Consider the following 22599-nt stretch of genomic DNA (forward strand, 5'->3'; position numbering starts at 1 on the left):
GTGCAAGGTATTTGCGCTGCGTCAAAGCCTCTCGGATGCATGAACTTGCGGGAAAGGGGGGCTTGCACTATGAGAGCGCCAACGCGATGGGACTCATTCCCTCGCCTCAGCCTGGAAAGGTCGCACATGGCGCGTCGCAAGAAGATTTACGAAGGCAAGGCCAAGATCCTGTACGAAGGCCCGGAACCGGGCACGATCGTGCAGTATTTCAAAGATGACGCCACCGCGTTCAACGCGGAAAAGAAAGACGTGATCGACGGCAAGGGTGTTCTGAACAACCGCCTGAGCGAATTCTTCATGACCGGTCTGAACCAGATCGGCGTGCCGACCCATTTCATCCGCCGCCTGAACATGCGCGAACAGCTGGTCCGCAGCTGCGAGATCATCCCGCTGGAGGTGATCGTCCGCAACTATGCCGCCGGGTCGCTATCGAAACGGCTGGGCATCGCTGAGGGTACGCAGCTGCCGCGTCCGATCGTGGAATACTGCTACAAGGACGACTCGCTGGGTGATCCGCTTGTGACCGAAGAGCACATCGCCGCCTTTGGCTGGGCCAGCCAGCAGGATATGGACGACGTCCTCAGCCTGGCGCTGCGGGTGAACGACTTCATGAGCGGCGTGATGCTGGCCGTGGGTATTCGTCTGGTCGACTTCAAGATCGAGATCGGGCGCGTCTACGAAGGTGACTTCCAGCGCCTGATCATCGCTGATGAGATCAGCCCGGACAGCTGCCGACTGTGGGATATCGAGACCGGTCAGAAACTGGACAAGGACGTATTCCGTCGCGATCTGGGCAGCTTGACCGATGCCTATTCCGAGGTCGCCCGCCGCCTGGGCGTTCTGCCGAAAAGCAACGTGAGCAAGCCCACCCTGATCAACTGATCGCGCCGACTGGCAGGGCCTAACAAGGATGCGCTGTTCCTATTCGGAGCGGCGCATTTTTCATTGCGGGTTTGACAGGTCAGGCCCCCGTCACGCATCTTCGGGTTGACCGACCAACCCGGTCCGCTAACCAAGGTGGCACACTGAATGAGCGCGTTGTTCGATCAAGCGGTTTTCCTGAAATTTCTGGCGGCCGTGCTGGCCATATTCAACCCGCTCTACAACATCCCGATCTTCCTGAGCATGACGCGCGACTGCACACCTGCCGAACGGCGCAGGGTAGCCATGATCGTGATGGCCTCGGTGACGGTGATCGCGCTGATCTCAGTTGCAATCGGCGAAGAGGTGTTGGCTGTCTTCGGGATCGACGTTCCATCGTTCCGCGTGGCCGGCGGGCTGATTATCTTTGGGATCGGCATGTCGATGCTGAACGCGCAAGACCGGGCGCCAGGCGATCAGGCGGCCGTGGTCGATGGTCACGCGCGCAAGTTGAACTTTGCCGTTGTTCCGCTGGCGATCCCGTTGACGATTGGCCCGGGCACGATTGCCGTGACGATCGTGTTCTCGCATCAACTGTCGGATGGGGCCGAACTTGTGACCCTTGGCTCGGCGATCCTGATCGCCTGTTTCATCGTCGGGCTCGGCCTGTTGTTTGCTGACAGCATCTCGCGTCTTGTGGGTGAGACGATGATCAATGTGCTGACCCGGATCATGGCGATCCTGCTGGTTGCCGTGGCCGTCGAAATGGTTCTGACCGGCATCTTCAACGCGGTTGATGCACATTATCCCGGGCTGACGGGCAGCCCAGGCAATTGAATTCCTCAAGATGAAGCGCCTGCGGTCATTCGACCGCATCACAAAGGCTTGTTCTGCGCGGTCAGTCGCGCTATCCCCCGCGCAACGGAACAGGCCCCGGCGCGGCGGGCCACAGGTGGAGTTGCGACGATGAAGGCACGGGTGCACGTAATGCTCAAGAACGGGGTTCTGGACCCTCAAGGCGAGGCTGTGCGCCACGCATTGGGCGCACTGGGGTTCGACAAGGTGCAGGGCGTCCGGCAGGGCAAGGTGATTGACCTGGAACTGGCCGATGGCGCGACCAAGGCCGATGTGGCCGAAATGTGCGAGAAGCTGTTGGCCAACACGGTCATCGAGCGTTACGAGATCGAACTGGTCTGAATTCTCTGACCGTCATCCCCAAGGAGGGTTTCCCATGCGCGCAGCGGTTGTCGTTTTTCCGGGGTCCAATTGTGACCGGGATCTTGCCGTCGCCTTTGAGCAGGCCGGATTTCAGGTCGACATGGTCTGGCACAAGGATGCCCAACTGCCGCAGGGCGTGGACATCGTGGGCGTGCCGGGCGGGTTTTCTTACGGCGATTACCTGCGCTGCGGTGCGATCGCCGCGCAGTCTCCGATCTGCAAGGCGGTGGTCGAGCACACCGAACGGGGCGGCTATGCCATCGGCATCTGCAACGGGTTCCAGATCCTGACCGAGACCGGCATCCTGCCGGGCGCGCTGCTCCGCAATGCCGGCTTGAAATACATCTGTCGAACAGTTGGGCTGAAGGTTGCGACCAGCGACAGCGCCTTTACTCAGGGCTACAACGCCGGTGACGTGATTCAGATACCGATCGCGCATCACGATGGCAACTACTTCGCTGATGACGAAACCATTGCCCGCCTGCGTGACGAAGATCGGATCGCCTTCAGCTATACCGACAACCCCAATGGCTCGCGCGGGGATATTGCCGGGATCCTGTCGCACAACCGGCGCGTGCTGGGCATGATGCCCCACCCCGAGCGGGCGGCGGACGAGGCCCATGGCGGTACCGACGGAGTGGCGCTCTTCCGCGCATTGTCGGGTGTGCTGACACCTGCGTGACTTGAGGTCGTGGGCGCGGAAGCGTAGCTTCGGTGCATGAGTTCCGACGCGCAATCTGGCTGGACAAATCTATTTGGCCGCGGTGCCCCTTTGGGGTGGCGCCTGCGGCTCGCCGTGTTCGTGTTGCTGGTTGCTGCTGCGGCGACGGTCTGGGTCACCAACAGCCTGCTGACCAATCGGTTCACGGAATCGACTCGCAACAGGGCTGAACTGCGTCTGGCTCTCTATTCCGGCAACCTGCTGAGCGAATTGCGTCGAAATGCGATCGTTCCACAATTGCTGGCCCGTGACCCGACTTTGATTTCGGCATTGCAGTCAGCCGATTTTTCCCTTTCCACGCAGCGGCTTCTGTCCTTTGTTGAAGAAATCGGGGCTGCGTCGCTGATGCTGCTGGATCGAGATGGTCGGGTCGTTGCGGCAACGGACCGTAATCGACTGGGCGAGTCCCACCGAAGTGACCCGTATTTCGTGAATGCCGTCAGGTCGAACGCGACGATCTTTTCCGAGATTGCGCGCGAGACCGGAAGTTATGGCTTTCTCTATTCCCGCAGGATTGAGGCCGGGTCGGAAATTCTGGGCGTGATCGTGGTCGAGGTTGATCTGCGCAAGTTCGAGAACGCCTGGGCCGGGATCTCGGACGCGGTCATGGTGACCGACAGCACCGGAACGATCATTCTGTCGACCGAACCCCAGTGGCGCGGCCTGAACGAGACTGAGGCTTTGTTACGGCAGCATCCGCAGGGTGCCATCCAGCGCGCAATTCGGGCGACTACCGATTGGACGGCCTTGCCGCCGGATGCCTATGTCGCGGGCGAGGCCGTGATGCGCATGGAGACCCGCATCCCGTTCCGCGGTTGGAAGATGACTTCGTTCACGACCTATTCCTCGATCCGCGAAAAGGTGAACAGCGTGCTGGCGCTCGAGATCATGGGGTTTGCGATTCTTCTTGCGCTGACGTTCTATGCACTGAGCCGCAGGGCCACGTTCCGCATGGCGCTGTTCCAACGCGAGTCGGCGGAGCTTCGCGCATTGAACGCAAGGTTGCAGCGCGAAATCGCCGAACGCGAACGGGTTGAAAAAACGCTGGAAGTGGCGGAACAGACGCTGGCCCAAAGCTCGAAGCTGGCAGCCCTGGGCGAGATGTCGGCGGCCGTAAGTCACGAGTTGAACCAGCCGCTGGCGGCGATGAAGACCTATCTGGCGGGCGCGCGGCTACTGCTGCGCCGAAACCGCCCCGAAGAGGCGCTGGCCAGCTTTGGTCGGATCGACGGTCTGATCGAGCGGATGGGCGCGATCACGCGGCAGCTCAAGTCTTATGCCCGAAAGGGCGCGGACGCGTTTTCGCCCGTAAATCTTGGGGAGGCGTTGGCCTCATCCCTGTCGATGATGGAACCGCAGCTGCGCCAGAGGCAGGTCAAGATCACCCAGATCCTGCCCGAAGAGCCGGTGATCGTGATGGGAGATCGGATGAGGATCGAACAGGTTATGGTCAACCTGTTGCGAAACGCGCTCGACGCCACCAAATCTGTTGCAGAGCCGGAGGTCGAGATCATTCTGGCCGCAGGCGAGACCGCCGTACTGGCGGTGCGCGACAATGGCCACGGGATCGAGGATATCGAGAACCTGTTCGAGCCGTTCTACACCACCAAGCGGCCCGGAGATGGGGTCGGCTTGGGTCTTGCCATCTCGTCCGGGATCGTGAACGACCATGGCGGACGGCTGACTGCGCGCAACGGCCAGAACGGCGGCGCGGTATTCGAGATGCAACTGCCCATTTTGGGACATGACGGCCTTGAGGCCGCAGAATAACGAGGACGTACCTATGGCACAGGCCATGAAAATTGCCATCGTGGATGATGAACAGGACATGCGCCAGTCGATCAGCCAATGGTTGGCGCTGTCCGGCTATGACACCGAAACCTTTGCCAGCGCCGAGGATGCGCTCAAGGTTCTGGGGCCGGATTACCCGGGGATCGTGATCTCGGACATCAAGATGCCCGGCATGGATGGTATTCAGCTTTTGAAAAAGCTGATGGGTGCCGACAGCACCTTGCCGGTGATCATGATTACCGGTCACGGCGACGTGCCAATGGCGGTCGAAGCGATGCGGGTGGGGGCGTTCGACTTTCTGGAAAAGCCGTTCAACCCCGATCGGATGTCGGAACTGGCCAAACGCGCCAGCAACGCTCGGCGTCTGACGCTGGACAACCGCGCCCTGCGGCGCGAGCTGTCGGGCGGCACGCAGATCATGAACAAGCTGATCGGCGCCAGCCCGGTGATGGAGCGCCTGCGTGAAGATATTCTCGACCTGGGCCAGGCCGACGGGCATGTGCTGATCGACGGCGAAACCGGCACCGGCAAGACCTTGGTGGCGCACGCGCTGCATGCAGTCGGCAGCCGGGCGGGCAAGAAATTCGTTCTGGTCTCTTGTGCCGCGCTGGAAGAGGAGGCGCTGGCCAAACGGCTGTTCGGCCCCATGATGCCCGAGGACACGCAACTGCCCGCTATCGAGGAAGCCCGCGGCGGCACTCTGGTGCTGGAGGATATCGAGGCGCTGAGCGACACGCTGCAGGCGCGGTTGCTGAGCGTGATGAACGAGCAGGGAACGCCGGCCGAGACCCGGATCGTTGCGATCTCAAACCTGCAGGAAGCGGGCAAGACCAGCGAGGACGTGCTGCGGCCCGATCTGTTCTATCGTCTGGCAGCGCTGCGCATCACCATGCCGCCGCTGCGGCAGCGGGGCGAGGATATCCTGACCCTGTTCACCCGGCTGAGCGAGCAGTTTGCCGAGGAATATGGCTGTGAGGCACCGCAAGTCAGCGCCCAGGAGGCCGCGCAGCTGCTGCAGGCCCCATGGCCGGGCAATGTGCGCCAGTTGATCAACATCGCCGAACGCGCGGTTCTGCAGTCGCGGCGCGGCTCGGGCACCATCGCGTCGCTGTTGATGTCCGATCACGAAGAGATGCAGCCGGTGATGACCACCGAGGGCAAGCCGCTGAAGGAATACGTTGAGGCGTTCGAACGGATGCTGATCGACAACACCATGCGGCGCCACAAGGGGTCCATCGCCTCGGTGATGGAGGAACTTTGCCTGCCGCGCCGGACTTTGAATGAAAAAATGGCCAAGTACGGGTTGCAACGGGCGGACTATCTGTAGGCGAGAGGCCAGTCCCTTTTTGGCCTTTTGGCCAAAGTACACCCGGGAAATTTGAAGCCGGAGGAAGCCCGACCTGTCCGTAGATCGGGCTCCTTTGCAGTTTGCCCATTGTGTTTTCCACAGGACTGCTTTTATTGTACCGGGACGGGTCGGGCGCATTTTTGTGCCTGAATGCCCCGAATCATTGAGTTTCGCTGCTTTGCTGCAGGTGGTGACCTTTCCCGCCCGGCCAAGCAGACCGATTGTGCCCCGTTACGGGGCAGTAGAGTACCTGAGCCCGAACTTCGGGCGAAAGGAATAATGGGCAGGCAGCGGCGTGTTCGCGCCTGTCGGAGAAGAACCGCGATGACGCGCGCGCTACGATTGAGTATACGGGCAGGGGGCCACAGCGCCGATCCCTGCCGCGCGCCGTCCGTAATCGCCCAGACAAGACACCACCCCAGATGCGCCTGTCCGCCTGGACAGGTTAGGACAACGCGTTTGGCGCGGTGCACCAAGGACACATGGCAAAGAAAATGCTTATCGATGCCACCCACGCGGAGGAGACCCGCGTCGTGGTGGTGGACGGAAACAAGGTCGAGGAGTTCGATTTTGAATCCGAAAACAAACGCCAGCTTGCTGGCAACATCTACCTGGCAAAAGTAACGCGCGTCGAACCTTCGCTGCAGGCGGCCTTTGTTGACTACGGCGGGAACCGGCATGGCTTCCTTGCGTTCTCGGAAATCCATCCGGACTACTACCAGATTCCGGTCGCGGACCGCGAAGCCCTGATGGAGGAAGAGCGCGCCTACGCTGAGGCAATGAAGGCGCGGGACGAGGCCGAAGAATCCAAGCCCAAGAAGCGCCGCTCGCGGTCGCGCTCGAAGGCGGCAGAGGTCAAGACGGACGATCCGGTCGAAACGCTGGACGTATCCGCCGAACCGACGGGCATGGAAACCATCGACCTGCTTGAGGAAGAGGCCGCTGATCAGGATGTGCCCGAAGGCACGTCTCCGATGGAGACGGTCGCTGAAACTCCGGTCGAAGAGCCGAGTGAAGACGCGAGTGACGAACCGGCGGACGAAAAGGCCGAAGTCGAAGCTGACGCCGCACCCGCTGAACCGGTCGAAACAGACGAGCCGTACGCGGATGCAGCGGACGACGCTGACGCCGAAGCTGATGAGGCCAAGCCGGATGCGGCTGCCAAGGATGACACGATCGAGTCGGTTGCGGATGATGATGACAGCGAGGATATCCGTCCTCCGCGCAAACCACGCCCGCGCCGCTACAAGATTCAGGAAGTCATCAAAGTGCGCCAGGTTCTGTTGGTGCAGGTCGTCAAGGAAGAACGTGGCAACAAGGGTGCCGCGCTGACCACTTACCTGTCGCTGGCCGGCCGGTATTGTGTGTTGATGCCGAACACCGCACGCGGGGGCGGCATCAGCCGCAAGATCACCAACGCCGCGGACCGCAAGAAGCTCAAGGAAATCGCATCCGAGATCGACGTGCCTACGGGCGCCGGTCTGATCATCCGTACAGCCGGCGCCAAGCGTACCAAGTCCGAGATCAAGCGCGACTACGAATACCTGCAGCGCCTGTGGGAGCAGATCCGCGAACTGACGCTCAAATCGATCGCTCCTGCAAAGATCTACGAGGAAGGCGACCTGATCAAACGGTCGATCCGTGATCTTTACAATCGGGACATCGACGAGGTTCTGGTCGAAGGCGAAGGTGGCTACCGCATCGCCAAAGACTTTATGAAGATGATCATGCCGTCGCACGCCAAGAACGTGAAGCGGTACGAGGACCAACTGCCGCTGTTCGCGCGCTATCAGGTGGAAAGCTATCTGGCGGGGATGTTCAACCCGACGGTCCAGCTGAAATCGGGCGGGTATATCGTGATCGGCGTGACCGAGGCGTTGGTTGCCATCGACGTGAACTCGGGCCGTGCCACCAAGGAAGGTTCGATCGAGGAAACTGCGCTGAAGACCAACCTTGAGGCCGCCGAGGAAGTTGCACGCCAGCTGCGCCTGCGCGACCTGGCCGGTCTGATCGTCATCGACTTCATCGACATGGACGAGCGCAAGAACAACCTGGCGGTCGAAAAGCGCCTGAAGGACAAGCTGAAGACCGATCGGGCCCGTATTCAGGTCGGACGGATCTCGGGCTTTGGCCTGCTGGAGATGAGCCGCCAGCGCCTGCGCCCAGGAATGCTTGAGGCAACCACACAGCCTTGCCCGTCCTGCCATGGCACCGGTCTGATCCGCTCGGACGACAACATGGCTCTGTCGATCCTGCGTCAGATTGAAGAGGAAGGCACACGCCGCCGCTCGCGCGAGGTGCTGGTGCGGTGTCCGGTCAGCATTGCGAACTTCCTGATGAACCAGAAGCGCGAGCATATCGCGCAGATCGAAGCCCGCTATGGCCTGTCGGTTCGGATCGAAGGCGACATTCATCTGGTCAGCCCTGACTTCTCGATGGAAAAGTTCAAGACGGCCAGCCGGATCGTTCCCGAAGCGTCTGCGCCGGTGGTGTCCGCGACGGCATCGCTGATGGATCTGGTGGATTCCGAGGACGAGGTTGAAGACAGCGCCGTCGAGCCGGAACAGGCGGAAGAGGAAGCTAAGCCGAAGCGCAAGCGCCGCCGGCGTCGCCGCAAGAAGAACGGCGGTAACGGCGAGCAGGCCGAGGCAACCAGTTCTGACGAAGCTGCGGAAGACAAGGCGACCACCGAGGCGCAACCCGAGGAGTCCGGGACGGAAAAGACCGCAGAGTCTGAATCCGCTCCGGCTGAGACCGCAGAAGCTGGTGCTGAAAACGTGACCGAGGGTGAAGCGGAGCAGGCCGAGGAAAAACCGGCCAAGCCCAAAAAACGTCGGGCACCGCGCCGCAAGAAAACGGTCGAAGTCGAAGAGGCGTCCGCGCCGGAACCCGAGGTGGCGAAAGAAGCGCCTGCCGATGAGGCTTCCGCTGCTGCAGACAATGCCCCCGAAGCGCATGCTGAGGAGCCGGTTGAAGCGAGTGAACCCGAGGTAGCGGCAGAAGTCGAAACGCCCGATGCCGAGCCCGTGGCGGAAGCGCCGGAAGCGGCAACAGAAGAAAAAGCCGAGGACACAGCAGAGCCGGTGCTTGAGACGGTAGCGGAAGAACCCGAGCCGTCCCCGGCCAAGCCCAAGCGGCGCGGTTGGTGGTCTCTGGGCCAATAAGACAACAAAGGCGGACAGTATTGTCCGCCTTTTTTCTTTCAGGCCCCGCCGTTTTTCCGAATGAGATAGACGTGGTGATCCGCAGCTTCTTCCATCCCGATCAGCTCGTGCCCGGACTCCGAGCAGAAATGAGGTACATCGACGATTGCGGCCGGATCGTCGGCAAGGACCCGGAGTAGGGAGCCCGCAGGCATGGCCTTGAGCCGTTTGCGGGCTTTCAGGACGGGCAGGGGGCACAGCAGGCCCAATGCATCCAGGGTTTCGGCTTCTTGTGTCATGGCTCTCAGATATTTGCATGGCGCACAGCTGTCCAGCCAGCAACCACGAGGATGTGACCGAATAGCCCCGTGACGCGCCCCACCGGATATCCTATGTGCAGTGGCATGTTCGGAATCGATATCATCGACGCGGGGCTGCTGCCCGCCATGTTCATCGCGCTGGTCGGCGGGTTGATCAGCTTTCTGTCGCCCTGCGTGTTGCCGATCGTGCCGCCCTATCTGGCCTATATGAGCGGCGTGACCATCCACGAGATGCAAGATCAGGCGCAGGCTAGACGCAAGGCGACTCTGTCAGCGCTGTTCTTCGTTCTTGGACTGTCGACGGTGTTCCTGCTGCTGGGCTTCACGGCCTCGGCCTTCGGCGCATTCGTGCTGCAGAACCAGGAACTGTTCGCCAAGGCCTCGGGTCTGGTGGTGATCGTGTTCGGCCTGCATTTCCTGAACGTGTTCCGAATTCCGATCCTGGACCGCGAAGCGCGGCTCGAAACCGGGGACTCCGGCGGCTCGGTCTTCGGGGCTTACATCCTGGGGTTGGCTTTCGCATTCGGCTGGACCCCTTGCATCGGCCCCCAGCTTGGCGCGATTCTGTCGCTGGCCGCGTCCGAGGCCTCGGTGGCGCGGGGCACGCTGTTGCTGGGCGTCTACGCGGCGGGTCTGGGCATACCGTTCCTGCTGGCTGCGATGTTCCTGAACCGTTCAATGGCGGTGATGAACAAGCTGAAACCGCATATGGGAACGATCGAAAAAGTCATGGGTGGCTTGTTGCTGGTCGTCGGCATCATGCTGGTGACGGGTCTGTTCACCGAGTTCAGCTGGTGGCTGCTTGAGACGTTCCCGGCATTGGCCACTCTGGGCTGACGCGGCGCCCGGTCGCGATGATCGGGCCTTACCTTGGCCACATCGCTGCGCTAACCTGCCCGCAACAAGGGCAAAGGCATGAGCAGTCAGGTTCCGCAATCTGGGGTACAACGACGCCGGGTGTTCTATATCCCCGGCTATGATCCGATCCATCCCCGCCGCTATCGCGAACTCTATCGGAAAGAGGGGCGCGCGCAGTCAGCGATTTCCGGGTATCGGTTGGAGGTCTCGGCCAAGACGGGCGATGGCCCCTATGGCTGGCACGTCCGGTCGGAGCAGGACGGGGCCGAAGTAGATACGGATGTCGAGGTTCTAGTCTGGTCCGACATCGTGCGCGACAGCATGGACAGCTCGATCCCGGCGACCTACTGGCAACTGCTGTGCACGGCCTCGATCTACATCTCGACCGGCACGCTTTGGTGGCTGATGCGCCTGCGCAAGGGGCCGGTGATCGCCGCACTCTATCCGGTGGCGATGCTGCTGGGGCAGTTGGCGTTGGCCGGATTGGTCTTTTACGGTGTGGCAATGTTGTCCGCGTCCGCGATGCATTGGTTGGCTGAGGCTGTAGAGGGCCCCGCGCTGTTCGGTCCATATTTTGCGGCGCGGATGTATCTCGGCCTGGCTATTGGCATGTTGGCGGGATGGTGGGTCTTGCGCTGGTTCCGCAAGATCGACAACCGCCTGTTCGCCTATTACCTGATGCACGACTATGCCTATTCTGCGCGACAGCGGGGGAAAACACCGCCCGAGCTGCAGGCCCGGCTGGACGAATTCCGTGCCACTATTGCGGCAGCGCTACGGTCGCCCGTCGATGAGGTTCTGGTGGTGGGCCACAGTTCCGGCGCCCATCTGGGGGTTTCGGTTCTGGCCGACCTGCTGCGGCGGGGCGAGGTGCAGCCGGATGGCCCGGTCCTGTCGTTCCTGACATTGGGGCAGGTGGTGCCGATGGTGTCATTCCTGCCGCGGGCCGACCGGTTGCGGGCCGACCTGCAGTTGCTGTCGCAGACCGGGCGGTTGACATGGGTCGACGTCTCGGCTCCCGGGGATGGCTGCGCCTTTGCCCTATGTGATCCGGTGGCGGTCAGTGGCGTTGCCGGGCCGGGCAAACGCTGGCCTCTGGTCCTGTCGGCCGCTTTCACGCAAACCCTGTCGCCTGAACGCTGGGCCGCGCTGCGCTGGCGGTTCTTCCGTCTGCATTTCCAGTATCTGTGCGCGTTCGACCGGCCTAGCGACTATGACTATTTCCGCATCACGGCCGGCCCGCTGACACTGGGCGCTCGGTTCGCCGGGCGGGCGCCGTCGAAATCGCGGATCGAGCGGGCGGTGTCCAAACACCGGACGGTGCGCGCATGACCCCGCCCAAGCCACCCGCCAGACCCGACAAGGTATCGCTGTGGCAATACCTGCGCCTGTTCCGGCGTGATATCCTGTCGGCCCAGCCGCAACGCCTGTACCGCGCCTGGATGGCCGAGTTCCGCACCCCGTTCTTCCGGTCCTACCTGATCAACCAGCCCGAGCTGATCGACCGGGTTCTGAAACGCCGCCCCGAGGATTTCCCAAAATCCGGCCGGATCAGCGAAGGCCTGCGGCCCCTGCTGGGCCAATCGGTATTCCTGACCAACGGCGCAACCTGGGAGCGCCAGCGCCGCATCATCGACCCGGCCTTCGAGGGCGGACGGCTGAAACAGACCTTTCCCGCGATGCTGGCCTCGGCCGAGGCTTGTGCCGATCGCCTGCGCGACAGGACAGGCGTGCCGGTCGAGATTGAGGAGGTCACCAGCCATGCCGCCGCCGACGTGATCTTTCGCACCTTGTTCTCGGTGCCGATCGAGCACGAAATCGCCGCGCAGGTGTTCGAGAAGTTCCGCGCCTATCAGCGGCAGCAACCGCTGCTGAACCTGGCGGCTTTCGTGCCGTTGCCAGGCTGGGTGCCTCGGTTCCACCCGCGCAAGACCCGCCGTGCAGCGGCCGAAATCCGCGCCTTGATCGCCCGCCTCACCCGCGAGCGGGCCGCGCAGATCGCCGCCGGCACCGCGCCCGACGATCTGGCCACCAAGATCATGACCACGCCCGACCCACTGACCGGGCGGTGTTTCAACACCGATGAGATGATCGACCAGGTCGCCATCTTCTTTCTGGCCGGGCACGAGACCAGCGCCTCAGCCCTGGCGTGGACGATGTACCTGATGGCCGCCTATCCCGACTGGCAGGACCGCGTGGCCGAGGAGGCTCGCGCGCAGGATGAAATCAGTTTTGCCAGCATGTCCAGACTGCGCATCAGCCGCGATGTGTTCCGCGAGGCGCTGCGCCTCTATCCCCCGGTCCCGATGATGGTGCGCGAGGCCACATGCCCCGAACGCTTCCGCGACCGCGACGTGCCCAAGAGCGCGCAGATCGTGCTCAGCCCATGGCACCTGCATCGACATGAACGGCTGTGGGAGGACCCCGACAGCTTTGACCCGGCCCGCTGGGCGACTGAAAACGGCCAAGCCTGTCAGCGCGCGGCCTTCATCCCGTTTTCGGCCGGGCCGCGCGTCTGCACCGGGGCGGGGTTTGCGATGGTCGAGGGACCGTTGATCCTGTCGACCCTGCTGCGTCGGTACCGGTTCGAACCTGTCGAAGGCCGCGCCCCGGTCCCGGTGGCACATCTGACGGTCCGCTCGCGCGATGGAATCTGGCTGCGCGTGGTTGAGCGCTAACAAACTATCATCGCCCCGCGCCATGCTGTATGCGGTTGGAAAAGCGGAATCATTACTGAACGGGAAAGTGTTATGTCCAAGGCTGAACAGCGCGAACAGATGATCAACGGTGCGGGCTTCATCGCGGCTCTCGATCAGAGCGGTGGCTCGACGCCCAAGGCGCTGGCGCTGTATGGCGTGCAGCCGTCCGACTATGGGTCGGACGAGGAGATGTTTGCCGAGATCCAGAAGATGCGCGCCCGGATCATCTTGGCCAACGACTTTACCCGCGACAAGGTGATCGGCGCGATCCTGTTCGAACGCACGCTGAGCGAGGAAATCGACGGTCGCAAGGTGGCCGATTACCTGTGGTCGGTCAAAGGCATCGTGCCGTTCCTCAAGATCGACAAGGGGCTGGAAGACACCGCAAACGGCGTGCAGCTGATGAAGCCCATCCCGGGTCTGGCCGAGACGTTGGCCAAGGCCGAAGGTGTGTTCGGGACCAAGGAACGCTCGGTCATCCACGAGGCCAATGCCGAGGGCATTGCCGCCGTGGTGAAACAGCAATTCGACGTGGCCCGTGAGGTGATCGCCGCCGGCATGGTCCCGATAATCGAGCCCGAGGTGAACATCAAGTCGGACACCAAGGCCGAGGCCGAAGAGATCCTGAAGGCCGAAATCCTCAAGAATCTCGACGAGTTGGGCGAGGGGCAGGACGTCATGCTGAAGCTTACCCTGCCCAGCAAGGCCAATCTGTATGACGAGGCCGCCGATCATCCGCGTGTTCTGCGGGTTGTGGCGCTGTCGGGCGGCTATTCGACCGACGAGGCCTGTGACCTGCTGGCGCAGAACGGCAAGATGATCGCCTCTTTCTCGCGCGCGCTGACCGAGGGGCTGTCGAAACAGCAGTCGGATGCCGAGTTCAACGCGGCCCTTGGCAGCAATATCGACAAGATCTACCGCGCCTCGGTCTGAGGTTAGACCGGTTTGATGAAAAAGCGGCGCATCTGCGCCGCTTTTTCGCGCATGGCGCAGCCGGTGGCGTGGTCATTCACCAGCCCCATCGCCTGCATGAAGGCAAAAACCGTGGTGGGGCCGACAAATTTCCATCCGCGCTTTTTCAGATCCTTGGACATGGCAACCGACTCGGGCGAAGTCGAGGCCGTCTGCGGCGCAGGAGGGGTCTCGGGCTCGAACCGCCAGACATAGGCCGCCAGCGAACCGGTTTCGGCCACCAGCTCCTGCGCGCGGCGAGCGTTGTTGATCACCGCCTCGATCTTGCCGCGATGGCGGATGATACCGGCATCTTGCAGCAGTCGTTCAACGTCCGCATCAGAAAAATCGGCCATCACTTTGAAATCAAAACCTGAAAAGGCTTTGCGGAAATTCTCCCTTTTGGCCAGAATGGTGCGCCAGCTGAGGCCGGATTGGAAGCTTTCAAGGCACAGTTTCTCGAACAGGCGCTGGTCGTCACCTACCGGATAACCCCATTCATTGTCGTGATAGTCAAAAAACTCCGGCGCGGCCTGACACCAGCCGCAGCGCGGTTGGCCATCCGGCCCGGTCACGAGTTCGCGCATCGAATGTACCCCTTTTGTTCGCCGCCAGCCTAGGCGCAGACGGATATCAGATCAAGGGTTGCGATCGGGTGACCGGTACCAGTTCAGAACAAAGACGCGAATGGCCGACGCTAATCCAGTCTCAGGGTCGCGCGCGACATCAATTTCCGAGGCCAAAACATTGATCGGCAACCCTTTTGCCTTGGCGATGTCTCGGAACGCGTGCCAGAACTCATCCTCGAGCGAAACCGAAGTGCGGTGCCCCTTGAGCGTCAGCGAGCGTTTGACAGGCGGACCGCTCATTCGTCCAGCTCGTGATTGTCCAGATCGCGGCGGGTTTTGTCCGAGCGGGCCTGGTCCAGCTGTTTGTCCGCTTTGCTACGCCCGAACGCCGCCGCGTTCCGGTCGGCGCGGGCCTTTTTCTCGGCCCGCGCCTTTTCCTTGCGATACCGGTTCAGATTGACCGGCTTGCCCATCAGTCCTTGGGCCCGATCATCTGCTCGGGGCGCACGACGGCATCAAAGGTCGCCTCGTCGACGAAGCCCAGCTTGATGGCCTCTTCTTTCAGCGTGGTGCCGTTCTTGTGCGCAGTCTTGGCGACCGTGGTGGCGTTGTCATAGCCGATGGTGGGGGCCAGGGCAGTAACCAGCATCAGCGATTCCTTCATCAGCTTGTCGATGCGCGCCTCGTTGGCCTTGGTGCCCAGCAGCATACGCTCGGTAAAGCTGTCGGTCGCGTCTCCCAGCAGCTGGATCGACTGCAGCAGGTTGTAGGCCATCATCGGGTTGTAGACGTTCAGCTCGAAATGGCCTTGGCTGCCGGCGAATTTGATCGCAGCGTCGTTGCCCATGACGTGGGCGGCGACCTGAGTCAGCGCCTCGGCCTGGGTCGGGTTGACCTTGCCTGGCATGATCGACGATCCGGGCTCGTTCTCCGGCAGGATCAGTTCACCCAGACCCGAACGCGGCCCCGAGCCGAGGAAGCGTATGTCGTTGGCGATCTTGTAGCAGCTGCCCGCGACGGTGGCCAAGGCGCCCGAGAGGAACACCATGGCGTCATGAGCGGCCAGCGACTCGAATTTGTTGGGCGCGGTGACGAAGGGCAGGCCGGTGATTTCGGCCATGTTGGCGGCTACGGCCTCTGCCCAGCCTTTCTGGGTGTTCAGCCCGGTACCGACGGCGGTGCCGCCCTGTGCCAGCTCGTAGATGCCGGGCATGGCGGCGCTCACGCGGGCGATGCCCTGGCGGATCTGGTGGGCATAGCCGCTGAATTCCTGGCCCAGGGTCAGCGGGGTCGCGTCCTGCGTGTGGGTGCGGCCGATCTTGATGATGTCCTTGAATTCCGCCGACTTTTGCTTGAGCCCGGCGGCCAGCTTTTCCAGCCCCGGCAGCAGCACGTCACGCACGCTCATCGCGGTGGCGATATGCATTGCGGTGGGGAAGGTGTCGTTCGACGATTGCCCCATGTTGCAGTGATCGTTCGGGTGCACCGGATCCTTCGAGCCGATCACGCCGCCCAGGATCTCGATCGCGCGGTTCGCGATGACCTCGTTGGCGTTCATGTTCGACTGGGTGCCCGATCCGGTCTGCCAGACGACCAGAGGGAAATTGTCGTCAAACTTGCCCTCGATCACCTCGCCGGCGGCCTGGATGATCGCGTCGGCGATACGTGCATCCAGCTTGCCGGTGGCCTTGTTCTGCATGGCGCAGGCCTTCTTGACCACGCCCAGCGCGCGCACGATGGCGACGGGCTGCTTCTCCCATCCGATGGGGAAGTTCATGATCGAGCGCTGCGTCTGCGCCCCCCAATACTTGTCGGCAGGAACCTCGAGCGGGCCAAAACTGTCGGATTCGGTGCGGGTCTGAGACATCTGTCACTCCGTCTGGTATGCAGTCGCATGCCGTTTAACCGCAGCTAAGCTATGGTTCAATCGGCCAGTTGCGCGCACCTTAGTCCGAAGGGCAAAAAAGGTATAGCCATGCGGTGTGCGTCACTTTTCTTGGTCGGTCCCAGGGCCGTACCATTGTGCCCGTTCCCGGCTGAGCTAAGATAAAGAAGGCAACCGCGGAGAAAGAACCATGAATCGCTCAGACCGGACCTCATCTTTCGCGCTAATGGCCCGATGGCTGTCGGTACTGGCGATTGGGCTTTTGTTGGCGTCTCCAGGATGGGCGCAGGACATCGGTCCGTTTGTCGGCGACTATGTCGGATCTGCCGACGTGGTGGATGCGGACGGGTCGTCGACCCCGCGCGACATGAGCGTTTCGATTGCAGAGACCGGCGAAGGGTTCGTGGTCAAATGGAAGACTACCACCTACAAAGCCGACGGTCGGGTGAAAGAACAAAGCTTTTCGGTCGAGTTCCGACCTTCTGATAGGAACAACATCTATTCCGCAGCCATGAAGCGGAATGTCTTCGGTCATGAGGTTCCGTTGGACCCAATGAAGGGCGAGCCTTTTGTCTGGGGGCGGATCGAAGGGGAAACGCTGACCGTCTTCTCGCTGTTCATAGATGAGGATGGTGGGTACGAATTGCAGCAGTATGACCGGACGCTGGCCGAGGGCGGGCTGAACCTATCCTTTTCTCGGTTTAGAGATGGACAGAAGTCGCGCTCGGTCGAAACATTCCTGAAAAAACAATAGGCTCCGCCAAAAAAGCGAAGCCTTGTCCAATGGATGCGAATTACTTGCGGAAGCTGTCCAGCGATACGATATCCGCATCATGATGCGGTTCGTCTTCGGGTTCGACCTCGATCGACTCGGCATCGATTTCCACCGGGTCCTCATCTTCTTCGTCCGAGCTTTCGAAGCGCAGCCCGAATTCGACCGACGGATCGACAAAGGTCTGGATGGCCGAATAGGGGATATACAACGGCTCCGGAGCGTCACCGAAATTGAGCGTGATGGCAAATCCGTCCTCGCCAACCTCGAGATTTTCGAACCAGTGCTGCACCACGATCGTCATCTCATCAGGGTAGCGTTCGCGAAGCCAGTCAGCGATTTCGACGCCGGGCTCACGGGTATCGAACGTGATGAAGAAATGGTGCGCGCCGGGCAATCCGGTTTCGGAAACGCGCTTCAGAACAGTCTTGATCAGCCCGCGCATAGCGGTGTGCATCAAGTTGCCGTAGTCAATGCCTTGCGACATGTGTCATCCTCGAAAGTGGTTATCCCAAGCATAAGGGATTTGATCGGAAACGAAAGAGCGGGTTGCGTCTGATTGTTCAAACCAGATGCAGGATTGCGCCTGCTCCTATCATGATGCCCAGCGTCGTTGCCAGACCGGTTTTTCTTATGAAAATCAAGACTCCGGCAAGGCATGTCAATCCAACGGCTGCGATGTCCAAGGTCGAAAAAACCGGAATGGGCAGTGAGATCGGACCAAACACGACTTCTCCGATGGTTCCAAACAGGACATGCAGTCCGAACCACACCGACAGGTTGAGAATCACACCGACGACCGCCGCGGTAATTGCGCGCAATGCTCCCGACAGTCTCGGTCTTTGCGCTATGACGTCCAGGTAAGGTGCGGCAACGAATATCCACAGGAAGCACGGAACGAAGGTCGCCCACAGCGCAACGACCCCGGCTGCCAGCGCAAGGGACATCCCGCCGGCCAACTGCCCGGCGAGCATGGCGACGAATTGCGTGACCAGTATCAATGGGCCGGGGGTGGTTTCTGCCAGTCCCAGCGCATCGATCATCTGATCGGTAGAGATCCATTGATAGTTCTCGACGACCGTCTGGGTCATGTAGGCCAGCACCGCATAGGCCCCGCCGAAAGTGACTACGGCCAATCGAGCAAAGAACCAGCCCAGATCGCTTAGCAACGTCTGGCCGGAAAGGGTCAACAACACCAGCGGAGCCAACCACAGAAACAGCCAGAGCGCTGCGGTCCGCACGGGCCGAGCCAACGCGGTATCGACATTCTGCGAAACTGAAGGCTGCTCTGAAGGCTTACGTGAAAAGCCCCAGACAGCCGCGGCCAGAATGATCAGGGGGAAAGGTAGGTTCAGAGCGAAGATCGCCAAGAACGCCAGTATCGCAAGAATCCCGGGCTCTGTCCCAGATAGAGTCTTGCGAGAAAGATTGAGTACCGCCTGGAGAACGATCACGATAACCGTGGCCTTGATCCCGAGAAATGCAGCCTGGACCAGGGGAAGGTCTCCGTAGGCAGCATACAGGCCGACCAGCACGGCTATCACCAGCGCTCCGGGCAGAACGAACAGGCCGCCGGCAATCAGCCCGCCCGGCACGCCCCGCAGCCGCCAACCGGCATAGGTGGCCAGTTGCATGGCTTCGGGGCCGGGCAGCAACATGCACAACGACAGCGCGCGCAGAAAGCTCTGCTCATCCAACCATGGCCGCCGTTCGACCAATTCCTGGTGCATCAATGAGATCTGTGCCGCTGGGCCACCAAATGAGAGGAGGCCAATTCGGCCGAACACCCGGACCAGTTCTGACAGTGGGGGGTTCACTAACGGGGCTCCGCCCTGCATGCGCCGGTTTCGGCGGTCCTCGGGCGGCTCCATCCGATATTCGGAGCATAGGTGCTGATCCGACCACCAGCGATCATTGGAAACTGCGCAGCCATGGCATGTGCCCCTTTGATTTGGAGACATGCGAACCCGGGCTGCCGCCGGGCAGGGCGTTCACATGCTGACCCCGTGTGCTCTTGCTACTCGGGGTCAGCACGCGCGGTCAAGAACCGGTTCAGGCCCAGTCCAGCCGTTGCCCTGTCATGCAAACGGGCAAGGTATCCTGCGGGAACTGGCCGAGTTGTTCGAACAGGGAAACGAAGTCGAACTGGTTGTAGGCTTCGACCATCTTGTCACCTTTGAAGCGCGCCATAACTTGGCCTGTGACCTCCAAGGGCGCGCCGTTGTCCGCCCGCGAGGTCCGCACATGCAGAACGGCCGACGCCCAATCGCCGTTTTCGATAATTTTGGGCAAGTCCACCTGTATTTCGCCCAGAACGTGCCGAAAGGCCATGACCAGGTCGCGAAAGTCGTCCGCCCCGACCTGCATTTCGGGTATCAGCCCTTCGGCCATCGTTTCCGGGGCAAAATACTGGTCGATCGCGTCAATATTGCCTTTTTCCCAGACCTCGGAATACCAGGCTCTGAGTATCTCTGAATGAGTCATCCCAACTCTCCTGTCTGTCTTCCGCTACTTTGAATGACAGGAGTGAACAGTTTCTGAATAGCGGCCAAATTCGGCGCAAAAACTCAGACAAAATCCAGGGAAATGCAGGTTTCTGTTGCCAGGTACCTGCGAACCCCGCCTTACGCGGCTAGGCGCAAGGACTTAAGTTTCGGTCTGGTTACTGCTTACGCAGCAACTGCAACCGGAGCACGATTGTCATTTGCAATTGTACTGTTTTCGCCGGTAACGGTGGCAGACAGCCGGGACAAAGCTAACCCCTTTAGACGTTCGTCGATCCTGTTTCGGCCCCATGATCCCCAAATGAAGGATATGTGGTGGAGCCGCCGGGTACCGCCCCCGGGTCCGATCCGCTTATTACGAGCGCGTTTATGTCCATAGTCCCGAAGGACAGGATTTATATAGGTGAGGATATTTGCGGATGCAAACCCTCAAAGCGCGGGATCATGGCGATTTTTCCAACCTTTCACGCGGGCTTGAAGAGGTTGGCTGCGATCAGCCAGATCGCCAGCACCAGCTCGATTCCGCCGAAGGTCAACGCTTTGGCCAACGGTGGATTGTCCAGCAGTACGGACACGAACCGACCCAGCGCCGCGCCGCCATAGACCACGCCCAACATCGCGTAGGCCATCGGGTGGTTCAGCCACAATACAGCTATGCCGGTCACGACAAACAGCCCGCCGACCGAGGCCCGCATCTCGCTGAGGCCCATCGTGCTGTTGGTGGGCGCAAGGTCCAGCGAGGCCGCCGTCCAGGCCGGAGCCAGAAAGCCGAACAGGCCAAAGCCGATGGTCAGAAGGGCTGCGATGATGTTGAGTGTTCCGGTCATGGGGGCCTCGCTTTTCAAATGCCTGCCCGTCGAACCTAATCTGTTTCGGGGCAGGGGGAAGACCTCAGATTGCGGCCCAGAGGCCGAGCACCCCCACAAGGATCAGGCTGAGCGCCCAGACCATTTCCAGGTTGAACCAGCTGCGAGACAGAAACTGCAGGCCCAGCCAGCGATAGACCGCGAAGGCCAGCGCACCGCCGCCCAGCATCATAGCGCCCGTATGGACCGCGGCCACAGCCAGAACCAGCAGGCCATTGGTGCCCATGATCTCTGACACGGCTCTGTGGCCGGTATCCAGCTCGTCCAGCCCGCACAGGCCCAGATAGATCGGGACCAGCATCAGCGCCGCACCATGCGCCAACGCCACCAGAAACGACCACAGCGCCAACCGACTGGGCGGTACGCGCGCCAGAAACCGTGGGTGGCGCCGGGTGATCGCGATGTAGAGGCCCATAGCGATCACGATCAGGGCCGCTCCGATCCGGATTTCGCGCTGATAGTCTACAAGGATGGTCATCAGCGCAAAGGGCAGCAACACACCCAGCATCGCCACGAAATGCCCGCCCGCCAGCGCTGCCAACGCGCGCCAGAGGGCGGATTGGCGTTGCTCCATCAATGCGGCCGACACGGCCAACGGCCAGCCCATACCGGGGTTCAACCCGTGATAAGCGCCGCTCAGAACAACGGCCAGCCAGAGGCCGGCCGTCGATGTCATCAAGGCGTCCAATTCAGACCGAAGGGTAGCAGAAACTGTCGGTGGAGCAGTCTCCTCCCTCAAGCCGGATCTGGTGGCTGCGATACCCTTTCGGGAAATCCACCCAGAAATCCTTGTCCAGTGTCAGGCCGCCTTTTTCGCCCACATCCGCCTTGACCATCGCAGCGCCGCGATCGCCGGGATAGAATTGGTCATCCCACGTGGAATAAAGCGAATTGGTCCAGTAGACGCGTTTGCCGTCACGGCTGATCTCGACCATCTGCGGGCCATAACCAAAGTCCTTGCCGTTGGGATGCTTGGTTTTCTTGACGATTCCGCCGATCTCGACCTTGCCGGCCAGCTTGGGCTTCATCGGGTCCGAAACATCGTATTGGTGCATTTCACCGGTGCCCCAACACGCGACGTACAGGTATTTGTCGTCCAGACTCAGGTCGATGTCGGTGACCAGAGGAGGCACCGCCGAGAACCCTTTGAGCAGATCGGGAAGATCATCCGGATCAGCGGGTTGCGGGTCGATCATGATGGTCTTTTTGGCCTCGAAACTGCCATCCTTGTTGCGCCACCAGGTAAAGATCGCACCCTGAAGGTTGGTGGTGTCGACCACCACGCCGCAGAACCCGTATTGCTTGACCGGGTCATGCGCCGGCCGGATTTCCAGCGCCATCTGGTGGTTCTCGCCCAAGTCGATGGTCTGGATGTTGGTGCGGTCGCGCAGGTTCCAGAAATGGATCCGGTGGCCATATTTGTTCGACAGAAGATCTTCGGCTACGATCCCGTTTTCGAATTGCGGGGGCAGACCCCATTCGGAACTGACCATGTAGTCCCGCGGCAGGTTCCACCAGAAATCATAGTGCTTGTCCTGCACGCCGCGCTCGATCTCGTAACGCCCGATGATGTCGAAGGTCTCGCAATCCATGATGAAGATGCCCGGAGGTCCATCGGTGCCATCCGGTCCGCCACCGCCCAAGGTGCTGACATAGATACCTTCGGGTCCGCAATGGATCGTGTGGGGGCGGGAATACCCCGTCTTTGCAAAGACTTCTTCGGGCTCGATGATCTTGTGGATTTTGGCCTTCAGCGGCTCTTTCACGTCAATCACGTAGATCCGGCTGGAACGGATACCGGGGATGATCAGGTACCGGCGCTCAAGAAAAGCGTGGCCGGTCAGCGGAGACAGGGCCGAGGAGCAGGCGTTCCATCCGAAATGGTGAAACTCGTCGCCCTTGTTGGGCATCATCACCTTGTGAACGATCTTTCCGTAATCGCCCGAAGTTGGGTCGACATTCACTACCGCCAAGCCATCGGGCTGCGAAAAATCGGGGCTGAGCATCAGCGTGAAGGCCAAGGTTTCGGGCGGGGCCTCCATGGCCATCTTGGCGGATGGATAGAATGTTGGATCCGGTCTTTTGTTCATAAC

The 22599-nt window shown here is 61.0% G+C and carries 23 protein-coding genes and 1 other RNA gene; 12 read left to right on the plus strand and 12 right to left on the minus strand.

Annotation, left to right across the window (positions count from 1 at the left end):
- Positions 1 to 126: 126 nt before the first annotated feature.
- The 7 genes from purC (at position 127) to ACR0JC_RS02090 (ending at position 9103) form a co-directional block, all read left to right on the plus strand.
- Positions 127 to 882 (plus strand): phosphoribosylaminoimidazolesuccinocarboxamide synthase, encoded by a 756-nt coding sequence (gene purC, locus ACR0JC_RS02060; RefSeq protein WP_170338739.1) that lies wholly within the window; start codon positions 127 to 129, stop codon positions 880 to 882.
- A 147-nt stretch (positions 883 to 1029) separates the two neighbouring features.
- Positions 1030 to 1698, plus strand: coding sequence for a MarC family protein (locus ACR0JC_RS02065; RefSeq protein ID WP_170339322.1), 669 nt, complete (start codon positions 1030 to 1032; stop codon positions 1696 to 1698).
- 129 nt (positions 1699 to 1827) lie between these two features.
- Complete coding sequence (gene purS / locus ACR0JC_RS02070) at positions 1828 to 2058, plus strand: phosphoribosylformylglycinamidine synthase subunit PurS (protein ID WP_170339320.1); 231 nt, start codon at positions 1828 to 1830, stop codon at positions 2056 to 2058.
- A gap of 34 nt (positions 2059 to 2092) precedes the next feature.
- The gene (gene purQ, locus ACR0JC_RS02075; RefSeq protein WP_170339318.1) at positions 2093 to 2761 is read left to right on the plus strand and encodes a phosphoribosylformylglycinamidine synthase subunit PurQ; all 669 of its coding nucleotides are present in this window, start codon (positions 2093 to 2095) and stop codon (positions 2759 to 2761) included.
- 36 nt (positions 2762 to 2797) lie between these two features.
- On the plus strand, positions 2798 to 4570 hold the full coding sequence (locus ACR0JC_RS02080; protein ID WP_093961983.1) for a sensor histidine kinase: 1773 nt from the start codon (positions 2798 to 2800) through the stop codon (positions 4568 to 4570).
- 13 nt (positions 4571 to 4583) lie between these two features.
- Positions 4584 to 5918 carry a sigma-54-dependent transcriptional regulator gene (locus tag ACR0JC_RS02085; RefSeq protein ID WP_093961984.1) on the plus strand — a complete coding sequence of 445 codons (1335 nt, stop codon included), beginning with the start codon at positions 4584 to 4586 and terminating at the stop codon, positions 5916 to 5918.
- A gap of 503 nt (positions 5919 to 6421) precedes the next feature.
- Positions 6422 to 9103 (plus strand): ribonuclease E/G, encoded by a 2682-nt coding sequence (locus ACR0JC_RS02090; protein ID WP_170339316.1) that lies wholly within the window; start codon positions 6422 to 6424, stop codon positions 9101 to 9103.
- Positions 9104 to 9141: 38 nt separating this feature from the next.
- On the opposite strand, the gene ACR0JC_RS02095 is transcribed toward ACR0JC_RS02090, so the two are convergent.
- On the minus strand, positions 9142 to 9381 hold the full coding sequence (locus ACR0JC_RS02095) for a sulfurtransferase TusA family protein (protein WP_170338731.1): 240 nt from the start codon (positions 9379 to 9381) through the stop codon (positions 9142 to 9144).
- Positions 9382 to 9486: 105 nt separating this feature from the next.
- Between ACR0JC_RS02095 and ACR0JC_RS02100 the strand changes: the two genes are divergently transcribed.
- From ACR0JC_RS02100 to ACR0JC_RS02115, 4 genes are all read left to right on the plus strand, one after another.
- Positions 9487 to 10239 (plus strand): cytochrome c biogenesis CcdA family protein, encoded by a 753-nt coding sequence (locus ACR0JC_RS02100; protein WP_170338729.1) that lies wholly within the window; start codon positions 9487 to 9489, stop codon positions 10237 to 10239.
- 78 nt (positions 10240 to 10317) lie between these two features.
- Positions 10318 to 11592, plus strand: a complete 1275-nt coding sequence (locus ACR0JC_RS02105; protein WP_480763102.1) for a hypothetical protein — start codon at positions 10318 to 10320, stop codon at positions 11590 to 11592.
- On the plus strand, positions 11589 to 12938 hold the full coding sequence (locus ACR0JC_RS02110) for a cytochrome P450 (protein ID WP_170339311.1): 1350 nt from the start codon (positions 11589 to 11591) through the stop codon (positions 12936 to 12938). Before ACR0JC_RS02105 ends, ACR0JC_RS02110 begins: the two co-directional genes overlap by 4 nt.
- Positions 12939 to 13010: 72 nt before the next feature.
- Positions 13011 to 13892: a fructose bisphosphate aldolase gene (locus ACR0JC_RS02115; protein WP_170339309.1), complete on the plus strand. Its 882-nt coding sequence runs from the start codon at positions 13011 to 13013 to the stop codon at positions 13890 to 13892.
- A 2-nt stretch (positions 13893 to 13894) separates the two neighbouring features.
- Here the strand turns inward: ACR0JC_RS02115 and ACR0JC_RS02120 are convergent, their stop codons facing one another.
- From ACR0JC_RS02120 to fumC, 4 genes are read right to left on the minus strand one after another with little or no spacing between them, the layout of a single operon-like run.
- Positions 13895 to 14497, minus strand: a complete 603-nt coding sequence (locus ACR0JC_RS02120; protein WP_170339307.1) for a DNA-3-methyladenine glycosylase I — start codon at positions 14495 to 14497, stop codon at positions 13895 to 13897.
- Positions 14498 to 14548: 51 nt separating this feature from the next.
- Entirely contained in the window at positions 14549 to 14779 is a 231-nt protein-coding gene (locus ACR0JC_RS02125) for a ribbon-helix-helix domain-containing protein (RefSeq protein WP_170339305.1), read from the minus strand.
- The gene (locus ACR0JC_RS02130; protein WP_170339303.1) at positions 14776 to 14952 is read right to left on the minus strand and encodes a DUF4169 family protein; all 177 of its coding nucleotides are present in this window, start codon (positions 14950 to 14952) and stop codon (positions 14776 to 14778) included. The genes ACR0JC_RS02125 and ACR0JC_RS02130 overlap by 4 nt, the downstream gene beginning before the upstream one ends.
- Complete coding sequence (gene fumC, locus ACR0JC_RS02135) at positions 14952 to 16346, minus strand: class II fumarate hydratase (protein ID WP_170339301.1); 1395 nt, start codon at positions 16344 to 16346, stop codon at positions 14952 to 14954. The genes ACR0JC_RS02130 and fumC overlap by 1 nt, the downstream gene beginning before the upstream one ends.
- 208 nt (positions 16347 to 16554) lie before the next feature.
- Here fumC and ACR0JC_RS02140 point away from each other — a divergent pair, with 208 nt between their 5' ends.
- Positions 16555 to 17118 (plus strand): hypothetical protein, encoded by a 564-nt coding sequence (locus tag ACR0JC_RS02140; protein ID WP_170339298.1) that lies wholly within the window; start codon positions 16555 to 16557, stop codon positions 17116 to 17118.
- Between the two features lie 40 nt (positions 17119 to 17158).
- On the opposite strand, the gene ACR0JC_RS02145 is transcribed toward ACR0JC_RS02140, so the two are convergent.
- The 7 genes from ACR0JC_RS02145 to ACR0JC_RS02175 form a co-directional block, all read right to left on the minus strand.
- On the minus strand, positions 17159 to 17623 hold the full coding sequence (locus ACR0JC_RS02145; RefSeq protein WP_170339296.1) for an SspB family protein: 465 nt from the start codon (positions 17621 to 17623) through the stop codon (positions 17159 to 17161).
- Between the two features lie 76 nt (positions 17624 to 17699).
- Positions 17700 to 18974, minus strand: a complete 1275-nt coding sequence (gene chrA, locus ACR0JC_RS02150) for a chromate efflux transporter (protein WP_170339294.1) — start codon at positions 18972 to 18974, stop codon at positions 17700 to 17702.
- A 214-nt stretch (positions 18975 to 19188) separates the two neighbouring features.
- Entirely contained in the window at positions 19189 to 19620 is a 432-nt protein-coding gene (locus ACR0JC_RS02155) for an ester cyclase (protein WP_093961996.1), read from the minus strand.
- Between the two features lie 101 nt (positions 19621 to 19721).
- Positions 19722 to 20069: a transfer-messenger RNA gene (gene ssrA / locus ACR0JC_RS02160) on the minus strand.
- A 35-nt stretch (positions 20070 to 20104) separates the two neighbouring features.
- Complete coding sequence (locus tag ACR0JC_RS02165; protein WP_170339292.1) at positions 20105 to 20467, minus strand: DUF4345 family protein; 363 nt, start codon at positions 20465 to 20467, stop codon at positions 20105 to 20107.
- A gap of 64 nt (positions 20468 to 20531) precedes the next feature.
- Complete coding sequence (locus tag ACR0JC_RS02170) at positions 20532 to 21182, minus strand: hypothetical protein (RefSeq protein ID WP_170339290.1); 651 nt, start codon at positions 21180 to 21182, stop codon at positions 20532 to 20534.
- 13 nt (positions 21183 to 21195) lie between these two features.
- Entirely contained in the window at positions 21196 to 22596 is a 1401-nt protein-coding gene (locus tag ACR0JC_RS02175) for a selenium-binding protein SBP56-related protein (RefSeq protein WP_170339288.1), read from the minus strand.
- Positions 22597 to 22599 lie beyond the last annotated feature (3 nt).

It is taken from the genome of Ruegeria sp. CH5 (genome assembly GCF_056537025.1).

What these genes read in the sequence shown, in the direction of transcription:
- purC (WP_170338739.1), top strand. Translation starts at nt 127, where the DNA reads ATGGCGCGTCGCAAGAAGATTTACGAAGGCAAGGCCAAGATCCTGTAC.
- ACR0JC_RS02065 (WP_170339322.1), top strand. Translation starts at nt 1,030, where the DNA reads ATGAGCGCGTTGTTCGATCAAGCGGTTTTCCTGAAATTTCTGGCGGCC.
- purS (WP_170339320.1), top strand. Translation starts at nt 1,828, where the DNA reads ATGAAGGCACGGGTGCACGTAATGCTCAAGAACGGGGTTCTGGACCCT.
- purQ (WP_170339318.1), top strand. Translation starts at nt 2,093, where the DNA reads ATGCGCGCAGCGGTTGTCGTTTTTCCGGGGTCCAATTGTGACCGGGAT.
- ACR0JC_RS02080 (WP_093961983.1), top strand. Translation starts at nt 2,798, where the DNA reads ATGAGTTCCGACGCGCAATCTGGCTGGACAAATCTATTTGGCCGCGGT.
- ACR0JC_RS02085 (WP_093961984.1), top strand. Translation starts at nt 4,584, where the DNA reads ATGGCACAGGCCATGAAAATTGCCATCGTGGATGATGAACAGGACATG.
- ACR0JC_RS02090 (WP_170339316.1), top strand. Translation starts at nt 6,422, where the DNA reads ATGGCAAAGAAAATGCTTATCGATGCCACCCACGCGGAGGAGACCCGC.
- ACR0JC_RS02095 (WP_170338731.1), bottom strand. Translation starts at nt 9,381, where the DNA reads ATGACACAAGAAGCCGAAACCCTGGATGCATTGGGCCTGCTGTGCCCC.
- ACR0JC_RS02100 (WP_170338729.1), top strand. Translation starts at nt 9,487, where the DNA reads ATGTTCGGAATCGATATCATCGACGCGGGGCTGCTGCCCGCCATGTTC.
- ACR0JC_RS02105 (WP_480763102.1), top strand. Translation starts at nt 10,318, where the DNA reads ATGAGCAGTCAGGTTCCGCAATCTGGGGTACAACGACGCCGGGTGTTC.
- ACR0JC_RS02110 (WP_170339311.1), top strand. Translation starts at nt 11,589, where the DNA reads ATGACCCCGCCCAAGCCACCCGCCAGACCCGACAAGGTATCGCTGTGG.
- ACR0JC_RS02115 (WP_170339309.1), top strand. Translation starts at nt 13,011, where the DNA reads ATGTCCAAGGCTGAACAGCGCGAACAGATGATCAACGGTGCGGGCTTC.
- ACR0JC_RS02120 (WP_170339307.1), bottom strand. Translation starts at nt 14,497, where the DNA reads ATGCGCGAACTCGTGACCGGGCCGGATGGCCAACCGCGCTGCGGCTGG.
- ACR0JC_RS02125 (WP_170339305.1), bottom strand. Translation starts at nt 14,779, where the DNA reads ATGAGCGGTCCGCCTGTCAAACGCTCGCTGACGCTCAAGGGGCACCGC.
- ACR0JC_RS02130 (WP_170339303.1), bottom strand. Translation starts at nt 14,952, where the DNA reads ATGGGCAAGCCGGTCAATCTGAACCGGTATCGCAAGGAAAAGGCGCGG.
- fumC (WP_170339301.1), bottom strand. Translation starts at nt 16,346, where the DNA reads ATGTCTCAGACCCGCACCGAATCCGACAGTTTTGGCCCGCTCGAGGTT.
- ACR0JC_RS02140 (WP_170339298.1), top strand. Translation starts at nt 16,555, where the DNA reads ATGAATCGCTCAGACCGGACCTCATCTTTCGCGCTAATGGCCCGATGG.
- ACR0JC_RS02145 (WP_170339296.1), bottom strand. Translation starts at nt 17,623, where the DNA reads ATGTCGCAAGGCATTGACTACGGCAACTTGATGCACACCGCTATGCGC.
- chrA (WP_170339294.1), bottom strand. Translation starts at nt 18,974, where the DNA reads ATGCAGGGCGGAGCCCCGTTAGTGAACCCCCCACTGTCAGAACTGGTC.
- ACR0JC_RS02155 (WP_093961996.1), bottom strand. Translation starts at nt 19,620, where the DNA reads ATGACTCATTCAGAGATACTCAGAGCCTGGTATTCCGAGGTCTGGGAA.
- ACR0JC_RS02165 (WP_170339292.1), bottom strand. Translation starts at nt 20,467, where the DNA reads ATGACCGGAACACTCAACATCATCGCAGCCCTTCTGACCATCGGCTTT.
- ACR0JC_RS02170 (WP_170339290.1), bottom strand. Translation starts at nt 21,182, where the DNA reads ATGACATCGACGGCCGGCCTCTGGCTGGCCGTTGTTCTGAGCGGCGCT.
- ACR0JC_RS02175 (WP_170339288.1), bottom strand. Translation starts at nt 22,596, where the DNA reads ATGAACAAAAGACCGGATCCAACATTCTATCCATCCGCCAAGATGGCC.